This is a genomic window from Streptomyces sp. NPDC059788 (assembly GCF_042732265.1).
In the GTDB taxonomy this organism is placed as follows: domain Bacteria; phylum Actinomycetota; class Actinomycetes; order Streptomycetales; family Streptomycetaceae; genus Streptomyces.
Genome location: NZ_JBHWHY010000101.1, coordinates 1 through 8,984 on the forward strand (window position 1 = coordinate 1; position 8,984 = coordinate 8,984).

General features: G+C 71.6%; 11 protein-coding genes. 4 read left to right on the top strand and 7 right to left on the bottom strand.

The genetic code is table 11. The features are described 5' to 3' along the window. Nucleotides 1–467: 467 nt before the first annotated feature. Entirely contained in the window at nt 468–1,121 is a 654-nt protein-coding gene (locus ACFV57_RS42295) for a DNA-3-methyladenine glycosylase (protein ID WP_385244511.1), read from the bottom strand. 198 nt (nt 1,122–1,319) lie between these two features. Here ACFV57_RS42295 and ACFV57_RS42300 point away from each other — a divergent pair, with 198 nt between their 5' ends. The 3 genes from ACFV57_RS42300 to ACFV57_RS42310 all read left to right on the top strand — a co-directional run bounded on the left by ACFV57_RS42300 (nt 1,320) and on the right by ACFV57_RS42310 (nt 3,648). Next, complete coding sequence (locus tag ACFV57_RS42300; protein ID WP_385244513.1) at nt 1,320–2,102, top strand: sporulation protein; 783 nt, start codon at nt 1,320–1,322, stop codon at nt 2,100–2,102. Nucleotides 2,103–2,145: 43 nt separating this feature from the next. Then, nucleotides 2,146–2,685 carry a YbhB/YbcL family Raf kinase inhibitor-like protein gene (locus tag ACFV57_RS42305; protein WP_385244516.1) on the top strand — a complete coding sequence of 180 codons (540 nt, stop codon included), beginning with the start codon at nt 2,146–2,148 and terminating at the stop codon, nt 2,683–2,685. A 459-nt stretch (nt 2,686–3,144) separates the two neighbouring features. Continuing rightward, entirely contained in the window at nt 3,145–3,648 is a 504-nt protein-coding gene (locus ACFV57_RS42310; RefSeq protein ID WP_385244519.1) for an HNH endonuclease, read from the top strand. Nucleotides 3,649–3,660: 12 nt separating this feature from the next. On the opposite strand, the gene ACFV57_RS42315 is transcribed toward ACFV57_RS42310, so the two are convergent. The 4 genes from ACFV57_RS42315 to ACFV57_RS42330 all read right to left on the bottom strand — a co-directional run bounded on the left by ACFV57_RS42315 (nt 3,661) and on the right by ACFV57_RS42330 (nt 6,965). Continuing rightward, complete coding sequence (locus ACFV57_RS42315; RefSeq protein WP_385244521.1) at nt 3,661–4,428, bottom strand: sulfite exporter TauE/SafE family protein; 768 nt, start codon at nt 4,426–4,428, stop codon at nt 3,661–3,663. 150 nt (nt 4,429–4,578) lie between these two features. After that, nucleotides 4,579–5,529, bottom strand: a complete 951-nt coding sequence (locus ACFV57_RS42320) for an SPFH domain-containing protein (protein ID WP_385244524.1) — start codon at nt 5,527–5,529, stop codon at nt 4,579–4,581. A gap of 138 nt (nt 5,530–5,667) precedes the next feature. Next, the gene (locus ACFV57_RS42325; protein WP_385244538.1) at nt 5,668–6,078 is read right to left on the bottom strand and encodes an NfeD family protein; all 411 of its coding nucleotides are present in this window, start codon (nt 6,076–6,078) and stop codon (nt 5,668–5,670) included. A gap of 77 nt (nt 6,079–6,155) precedes the next feature. After that, on the bottom strand, nt 6,156–6,965 hold the full coding sequence (locus ACFV57_RS42330) for an ABC transporter ATP-binding protein (protein ID WP_385244527.1): 810 nt from the start codon (nt 6,963–6,965) through the stop codon (nt 6,156–6,158). Between the two features lie 89 nt (nt 6,966–7,054). Here ACFV57_RS42330 and ACFV57_RS42335 point away from each other — a divergent pair, with 89 nt between their 5' ends. Further along, the gene (locus ACFV57_RS42335; protein ID WP_385244530.1) at nt 7,055–7,876 is read left to right on the top strand and encodes a hypothetical protein; all 822 of its coding nucleotides are present in this window, start codon (nt 7,055–7,057) and stop codon (nt 7,874–7,876) included. Nucleotides 7,877–8,187: 311 nt separating this feature from the next. On the opposite strand, the gene ACFV57_RS42340 is transcribed toward ACFV57_RS42335, so the two are convergent. Then, complete coding sequence (locus ACFV57_RS42340) at nt 8,188–8,433, bottom strand: chaplin (protein ID WP_385244532.1); 246 nt, start codon at nt 8,431–8,433, stop codon at nt 8,188–8,190. A 110-nt stretch (nt 8,434–8,543) separates the two neighbouring features. Then, on the bottom strand, nt 8,544–8,783 hold the full coding sequence (locus ACFV57_RS42345) for a chaplin (protein WP_385244535.1): 240 nt from the start codon (nt 8,781–8,783) through the stop codon (nt 8,544–8,546). Nucleotides 8,784–8,984 lie beyond the last annotated feature (201 nt).

Here is an 8,984-nt window from a genome sequence, read left to right on the forward strand (position 1 = left end):
CGGGCGCTTCCCTTCGGTCTTGCGTTTCCGACTCTATCAGATCCTCGCGGTCCTGATTTCCGCCGGTGCGTTTCGGCCTTTCGGCTTCTGCGCGGTTCCAACCTTACCAGATCCGTTCGGCGTTTCCGCTTTCCGTATCCGGCCCCTGCTGGAACGGGGCGGCCGTCCGGCTTTCGCTTTCCGGCCTTTTCCGACGTTATCAGATCCGATTTTCAGTCCGTTGCCGGACCGAATCCTTTTCCGATTCCCCGTCGGTGGGGAATTTGCCTTTCGGCGTGATCACTACTTTAGTCGAATTCCCCGGCAGCTCATAATCGGGCTGCGGCGTCTGATTTCGGCAAGCGAAAGGAGACCCCGCCGGGGGTGATCGTTCGTAGGTAGTGGGTTCGCGTCGCTCGACGGCCTGCGCAGACAGCGCTGCCCGTTTCAAGCGGCTCGGGCCACGTTAGGCGGTCCGAGGGGCAGAGTCAAGCAGCCCTGCTCCGGCGCTTGCGCGGCACGTGGGCGCGGTACGGGCTGACGGTGTGGTCGCCGTCGATCCAGAAGCGCCACGGGTGCACGGCGCCCTCGCCGCTGATGCCCGTACGTGGCCCGTTGCGCACCGTTCCGGCGTCCGCCGGGTGGCCCTGCAGGACGGTGAGCGGGTGGTCCGGGTCGGTGGAGCAGAGGTCCGTACCGTCCAGGGCGCGGTCGATGTCGAGGGCGGTGGCGAGCCGGGCCGGGCCCTTGGCCAGTTCCCGCGCGTTGCGCGCCTTGGGGCGGCGTTCGGACGCCTGCTGGGTGCCGGTGAGCACTTCGCCGGCCCGCAGCAGGACACCGCTGGCGGTGCCCTCCTTGTTGCAGACCAGGTTGAGGCTGAACCACATGCCGTAAATGAAGTACACGTAAGCGTGGCCGGGCGGACCGAACATCGAGGCGTTGCGTGCGGTGCGCCCCCGGTAGGCGTGCGAGCCCGGGTCCGACGACCCGTTGTAGGCCTCGACCTCGGTGATGCGCAGTTCCATCGGCCCCTGCGCGGTACGGCGTACGAGGGTACGGCCGAGCAGATCGGGCGCGACGTCCAGGACGGGACGGTCGAAGAAGTCCCGGGTGAGCGGCCTGCGATCCGGTGCGACGATCATGCGGATCAAGGGTAGCGGAGAGCGGCGTGCAGCACCGGTCGGGCGACTGGCCACCGGGGTCTTCCGTTGGGAAGGTGTCGCACACGCGACCCGCCCCCGCGGAACCGGCTGTGGCCGTCCGGCGTGGGTAGGGAACGGACCGGCCGCGATCACGGCGCGTCACACGAGGTACAGGCGTCTGCCTGGGGAGGAACGAGCATGGGGTTCAAGAAGCTGCTGGCCAGCTTGGGGGCCGGAGGCGCATCGGTGGAGACGGTGCTCTTCGAGGAGAACGTCGTGCCGGGCGGAGTCGTACAGGGCGAGGTCCGTATCCAGGGCGGTTCGGTCGCCCAGCAGATCGAGAAGCTGTCGGTGGGCCTCCAGGCGCGGGTGGAGGTGGAAGGCGGCGAGCAGGAGTACAAGCGGGACGTCGAGTTCACCAAGGTGCAGCTCGGCGGGGCCTTCGAGGTTCAGGCCGGCGCGGTGCACACGGTGCCGTTCGGGCTGGAGATCCCGTGGGAGACGCCGGTGACGACGTTCCTCGGGCAGCAGCTGCACGGGATGCACGTCGGGGTGACGACGGAACTGGCGATCGCCCGCGCGGTGGACTCCGGTGACCTCGATCCCGTCAATGTGCATCCGCTGCCCGCGCAGCAGGCCCTGCTGGACGCCTTCGGCCGGCTCGGGTTCCGGTTCAAGAGCGCGGACCTGGAGCAGGGGCACATCCGGGGCACCCGGCAGCGGCTGCCGTTCTACCAGGAGATCGAGTTCCACGCGCCGCAGCAGTACCGCGGTCTCAACCAGGTCGAGCTGTCCTTCGTGGCGGACGACCGGGAGATGGACGTGGTGCTGGAGATGGACAAGAAGCCGGGGCTCTTCAGCGAGGGCAGCGACACCTACCGCTCGTTCGTGGTGCCGCTGGACGGCTATCAGGGGACCGACTGGGCGGCGTACCTCAACCAGTGGCTGGCCGAGGTCGGTGGCAGGCGGAACTGGCTTTAGCCTGGCCGGACAGGTGTCCATTCGCGATTCAGGAGGTGCCCAGGTGTCCGAGCTCAAGCGCCGGCCGCTCCCGCACGATTTCCATCCGCCGGTGGCCGGGTTCACCGTGGTGAGCGACGAGGTGACCGACGGCGGCACGCTGCCGTCGGCGCAGGTGCAGGCCGAGGGCAACACCTCGCCGCACCTGCGGTGGGAGGGCGCGCCGGAGGGGACCCGTAGTTACGCGGTCACCTGCTACGACCCGGACGCGCCGACCGGCAGCGGCTTTTGGCACTGGTCGGTCTTCGACATCCCCGCTTCGGTCACCGAGCTGCCCGCGGGTGTCGGCAGCGGTGACATGAAGGGGCTGCCGCAAGGCGCCGTCCACGTACGCAACGACGCGGGGTCGCGGGACTTCACGGGTGCGGCGCCGCCGCCCGGTGACGGGCCGCACCGCTACGTCTTCACCGTGTACGCGGTGGACCAGGAGAAGCTGGGCGCGGACGCGGACGCGACGCCGGCCGTGGTCGGCTTCAACCTGCGGTTCCACGCGATCGGGCGGGCCCAGCTGATCGGCGAGTACGAGGTGCCGGCCGGGAGCTGAGCGCGGGGCCGGTGTCCGTACCGCGGCCGTGTCCGGCCGGGTGCGGATGCCGGCCCTAATTCCGTTGCGCCCCGGCGCTTGTGCTCGCACAGTGGTGCATGGCTGGCAAACGGCTCGCGGTACGGCCGTCGGGCAGCCGGCACCGCAGCGGCGGAGGCGGCGGGGCGCAGGTGTGTCGCCGGCCGCCTGCCGGAGTCCGCTCTCGTGTCGGACGGCCGCGCCGGCTGCCATACGCTCCGGGGTCCCGGCGAACGCACGGGGGTGGGGCCCCGGAGCGTGCCGCCCCTCCGCGCCGCCGTGCGCTTGCCCGCGCCCCCTCGCGCGCACCCGTACCTTCACCTCCCCGCCATCTCCCATCTCCCTTGTGGCGTGCGGAAATTGCGTTGTCCAGGGGATCACTGGACCTGCACAGTGGAGCCACTTCGCCGAGCGGCGAACGGGGACCGGGAGGTGGACGGGATGCGCGAGACACTGGTGCTCAACGCGAGCTTCGAGCCGCTGGCGACGGTGTCGCTGCGGCGCGCGGTGGTGCTGGTCATGCAGGACAAGGCCGTGGTCGAACAGGCGCATCCGGGACTGCGTATCCGGGCCGCCGCGGTGGAGGTGCCGGTGCCCCAGGTGATCCGGCTCAGCAGGTACGTACGGGTGCCGTTCCGAAGACGGGCGGCGTGGTCGCGGCGGGGCGTGCTGGTGCGTGACCGGCACCGGTGCGCGTACTGCGGCCGGCGGGCGACGACCGTGGACCACGTGCTGCCGCGTTCGCGCGGCGGCGGGGACAACTGGCTGAACACGGTCGCGTCCTGCGCCGAGGACAATCACCGCAAGGCGGACCGGACGCCGGAGCAGGCGGGGATGCGGCTGCTGACCCGGCCGTTCGAGCCGACGCCCGCGGACGCGCTGGTGGCGGCGCTGGCCGGTTCCGTGCGGGAGGAGCTGCCGGAGTGGCTGGGGCTGCCCGCGTAGCGCGCGTACGGGTCACTTCAGCAGCAGTTGGGTGATCGCCGCGATGCCGACCGCGACGATCACCCCGCGCAGTACGGCCGGCGGCAGGCGGCGGCCGACCTTGGCGCCGAGCAGGCCGCCGAGGGCCGAGCCGACGGCGATGAGGACGACGGCGAGCCAGTCGAAGCGCGCGACGAAGAGGAAGAACAGTGCGGCGACGGCGTTGACGAGCAGGGTCAGGACGTTCTTGACGGCGTTGACGCGCTGGAGGCCGTCGCTCAGCAGCAGGCCCATCAGGGAGAGGTAGATGACGCCCTGGGCGGCGCCGAAGTAGCCGCCGTAGATGCTCGCGAGGAACAGGCCGGTCAGCAGCAGGGCACCACCGTCCGTACGGGCGGTGGTGCCGTTGCGTTCGCGGCGGGCGCGCAGCGCGGCGGCGAGCCGGGGCTGCACGACGACGAGGACGAGCGCCACGGCGATCAGGACGGGCACGATCGCGTCGAAGGCGTCGGAGGGCAGCGCCAGGAGCAGGGCGGCGCCGATCAGGCCGCCGGCCAGGGCCACGGCGGCGAAGCGCAGTATGCGGCGGCCCTGGCCGGCCAGTTCGCGGCGGTAGCCGATGGCGCCGCTGAGCGAACCGGGCACCAGGCCGAGGGAGTTGGAGACGTTGGCGGTGACCGGCGGCAGGCCGGTGGCCAGCAGCACCGGGAAGGTGATCAGGGTGCCGGAGCCGACGACGACGTTGATCGCACCGGCGGCGCCGCCCGCTCCGAGGACGGCGAGCGCTTCCCAGAAGGTCATACGGGCTCCCTCGTGCATGATCGGTGCGGTCCGGCCCGATCATGCACCAGGGCCCGTCCCCGGGGACAGCGCTTTCGTGCGCGCTGTCGGGGACGGGCCCTGGAAGGGACCGTGTCGGTCGATGGGACGGGCCCTGGGAGAGACCCCGTGTCAGTCGATGGTCGGCTGTTCGCGGTGGGGTGCGGACTTGGTCATGCCGGGGCCGCCTGCCGGGGCGCCGCCGCCCGCCGGGTTGAAGCTGTTGATGGCGCCGCCGAGGCCCTTGAGCGCGTCGCCGATCTCGCTGGGCACGATCCAGAGCTTGTTGGCGTCGCCCTCGGCGATCTTCGGCAGCATCTGGAGGTACTGGTAGGACAGCAGCTTCTGGTCCGGGTCGCCGGCGTGGATGGACTCGAAGACCACCCGGATCGCCTGGGCCTCGCCCTCGGCGCGCAGCGCGGCGGCCTTGGCCTCACCCTCGGCGCGCAGGATCGAGGACTGCTTCTCACCTTCGGCGGTGAGGATCTGGGACTGCCTCACACCCTCGGCCTGGAGGATCGCGGCGCGCTTGTCACGGTCGGCGCGCATCTGCTTCTCCATCGAGTCCTGGATGGAGGTGGGCGGCTCGATCGCCTTGAGCTCGACGCGGTTGACGCGGATGCCCCACTTGCCGGTGGCCTCGTCGAGGACGCCGCGGAGCGCCGCGTTGATCTCCTCGCGGGAGGTCAGGGTCCGCTCCAGGTCCATGCCGCCGATGATGTTGCGCAGGGTCGTGACGGTCAGCTGCTCGATGGCCTGGATGTAGCTGGCGACCTCGTACGTCGCGGCGCGCGCGTCGGTGACCTGGTAGTAGATGACGGTGTCGATGTTCACGACCAGGTTGTCCTGGGTGATCACCGGCTGCGGCGGGAACGGCACGACCTGTTCGCGCAGGTCGATGCGGTTGCGGATGGAGTCGATGAACGGCACGACGATGTTCAGGCCCGCGTTGAGGGTGCGGGTGTAGCGGCCGAAGCGCTCGACGATGGCGGCGCTGGCCTGCGGGATGACCTGGATCGTTTTGATGAGTGCGATGAACACGAGCACCACCAGGATGATCAGGACGATGATGATCGGTTCCACTGCGGCTCCCGGTACCCCTCGGTTACTGGCTGTGGCGGCCTGGGCCGACCCTGTCTTGATCGAGTCTTTCAGAGCGACGGGCCGGCGCGCTGGCGGTTCGCCTCATCCGTGCGCTCGTACGACGACTGGCTTGAACGCTCACATGACGACCGCGGTGGCGCCTTCGATCTCCACCACGTCCACCTTCTGGCCCGGCTCGTAGACCTGGTCCGCGTCCAGCGCGCGGGCGGACCAGATCTCGCCGCCCAGCTTGACCCGGCCGCCGGCCGCGTCGACCCGCTCCAGGACCGTGGCGGAGCGGCCTTTGAGGGCGTCGATCCCGGAGGCCAGTTGTGGGCGTTGATTGCGGTGGCGGTTGGCGATGGGGCGTACCACCGCGATGAGCGCGACCGAGACGGCGGCGAAGACGATGAACTGCATGACCGTGCCCCCGCCGAGTCCGGCGGTGACGGCACCGGCGACGGCGCCGACCGCGAGCATCCCGAATTCGGGCATCGCGGTCACGACGAGCGGAATGCCCAGTCCTACGGCGGCGACGAGCCACCACACCCATGGATCCACGCCTTCATGGTAGATCCGCCGGACGGCCCGGGACAGGGGCCGTCCGGTCACGAAGTGCGGCGGTGTCAGGAAAGCGGCAGGCCCTGGGCGGTCCAGCGGTCGCCGTGCCGCTCGACGACGAGCGGCAGGCCGAAGCAGTGGGAGAGGTTGCTGGAGGTCAGCTCCAGGTCGAGCGGTCCGGCGGCGAGGACCTTGCCCTGGCGGATCATCAGGACGTGGGTGAAGCCCGGGGGGATCTCCTCGACGTGGTGCGTGACCATGATCATGGAGGGGGCGTACGGGTCGCGGGCGAGCCGGCCGAGGCGGCGTACGAGGTCCTCGCGGCCGCCGAGGTCGAGGCCGGCCGCGGGCTCGTCGAGCAGGAGCAGCTCGGGGTCGGTCATCATCGCGCGGGCGATCAGGGTGCGCTTGCGCTCGCCCTCGGAGAGCGTGCCGAACTTCCGGTCCAGGTAGGCGTTCATGCCCAGGCGGTCGAGGAAGGCGCGGGCGCGCTGCTCGTCGATGTCCTCGTACTGCTCGCGCCAGCCGGCGGTCATGCCGTACGCGGCGGTCAGCACGGTCTGCAGGACGGTCTGGCTGCGCGGCAGCTTGTCGGCGAGGGCGATGCCGGCCACGCCGATGCGCGGGCGCAGGTCGAAGACGTCGACCTTGCCGAGCTGCTCGCCGAGGATGGAGGCGGTCCCGTTGCTCGGGAAGACGTAGCTGGAGGCGACGTTGAGCAGGGTGGTCTTGCCGGCGCCGTTGGGGCCGAGGATCACCCAGCGCTCGCCCTCCTTGACCGACCAGGAGATCTGGTCCACCAGAGCCCGTCCTTCGCGGACCACGGATACGTCCACCAGCTCCAGCACATCGCTCATGAGCGCGTTGTCTCCCATTGCATATCGGTCGTCTCGTGCGCCTGTGGGCGCATCCCCCCTGCAAACCTACGCCACTCGATGTCAGTGCCTGTCCTTAGGCTGGGGACATGCTCGATGAACCTCGTTCGGGACGCCTGGCCGCGTGGGGAAATGCCCTGTTGGCCGGGCTTGTCTCACCTGATGAAGCCGCGCAGCGGATCGCCGACGACGACGCGGTGCACCGCGTGCGCGGCCTGCCCGGGGAGCCGGGCCCGGTCGGGCTGACGCTCGCGCTGGGGCGGCTGCGGGCGCTGGGGGCGACGGGCCTGCGGGTGGCGCTGCCGGTGCCGGGGCATCCGCTGGGGCTGAGCGGCCCCCCGGAGTTCAACGCGCGGGCGATGGAGGCCGAGGAGGCGGTGCTGGCGTCCGGGGCGGCGCTCGGGCTCGTCCCCGAGGTGTGGGAGTCGGGCCCCGAGGGCGCCGCGCTCGCGCGCGAGGACGTGCATGTCGAGGTGGTCTGGCACTGCCTGCCCATACGGGACGCGCCTCCGGCGGACGTGCCCTCGCTCGGCGAGGCGGAGCGGGAGCTGGCGGAGGCGCTGCGCGAGGCGACCGAGGTGCTCTCCAGGCTGGACGTGGCCGGTTCCGGGCCGGTCGCGCAGGCCGCGCTGGAGGCGTATCGCGCGCGGGCCGAGGCGGGGCGGCAGGTGCTGGCGCCCGGCTATCCGCCGCGGGCGGTGCGGGTGCTGGAGCTGGCGCAGCGGGTCGGCGCGCTGATCGGCATCGCGCGGGGCGCGGGCGGGGAGGGCCAGGAGCACGGCGGGGCGGTGAGCGCGTCCGAGATGGCGGCGCGGGCCGAGGCGCTGCGCCCGGTGGAGCGTACGGCCCGGCGGGCGCAGGTGGCGGCGTACAACGCGTATGTGGAGGAGGCGGAGCGGCGCCGGGGGTGAGCCGGCGGCGGGGGTGAGCCGATGGCGGGCCGGGCCCGGCCCGGCCGTCAGGTCCGGGCCGCCTCCGTTCGGGGGCGGGGCCGGGGTGTCCCCGTGCGCGGCAGGGACCGGCTCCGTACGGGGGGCCAGGACAGGGGCGGGGGCCGGAACAGGGGCCGGGGCGGGGCCGAGCCCGTATGCGCACGCGGCGGCAGCTGTCTCCGTACGGGGAAGGCCCCGCCGAATACGGGGAAGGCCCCGCCGACCGGGGGTGTGGTCGGGCGGGGCCTTCGGGTGGACGCGGGTGGTGACGCGGTCCGGGATGCCGTGGCTCAGTGGTTCACGGCGACGTTGTGGTGTGCCGGGTTCAGGACGCCCACGACGCTGACGGTGTTGCCGGAGATGTTCACGGGCACGTCCACAGGGACCTGTACGAGGTTGCCCGACAGGACGCCGGGGGACTTGGTGGCCGCGCCGTTGGCGTGCGCGTGCCCGGTCGCGGCGGCGGAGCCCGCGGCGGCGCCGGCGGCCAGGCCGGCGGTGGCGAGGACGAGGGCGGCCTTCTTGGCGGTGTTCATGGAAGTGTTCCTCACGTGTCGGCGCGGGGCCGTGGGGTGATGGTCGGGTGCTCGGCGGGACCGGCCCGTTCGGGGGTGGGTGGCCGGGCCGGTCCGTCGTGCGGAGGCGGTCAGGAGTTGTGGCTGCGGTTCCCGAAGGCCGGGTTCAGGACGCCGATGACCGAGACGGTGTTGCCGGTGACGTTGACCGGGACGTGCACCGGGACCTGGAGCAGGTTGCCCGAGAGGACGCCGGGTGAGTTCACGGCGTGGCCCTGCGCGATGCCCTGGGCGGAGGCGATACCGGCACCGGCGACGGCGAGCCCGCCCGTGGCGATCGTGACGGCCACGGCCCTCTTGATGTTCTTCACTTCTCTGACCTCTCCTAACGACGGCCGCGGTCGACTTCCGCGGCACGCTATGGAGAACGCCCCGGCGCCGGACGGGTTGCGCCACACGGGTGACGTCCACCCGACGGTATGAATCTCGGATGGGATGACGGCGGACCGGCCCGTGCCCTGATAGTCGGATCACCACCGGCGACCGGCCCGCCCCGGCCCCCGGCCCAGGTC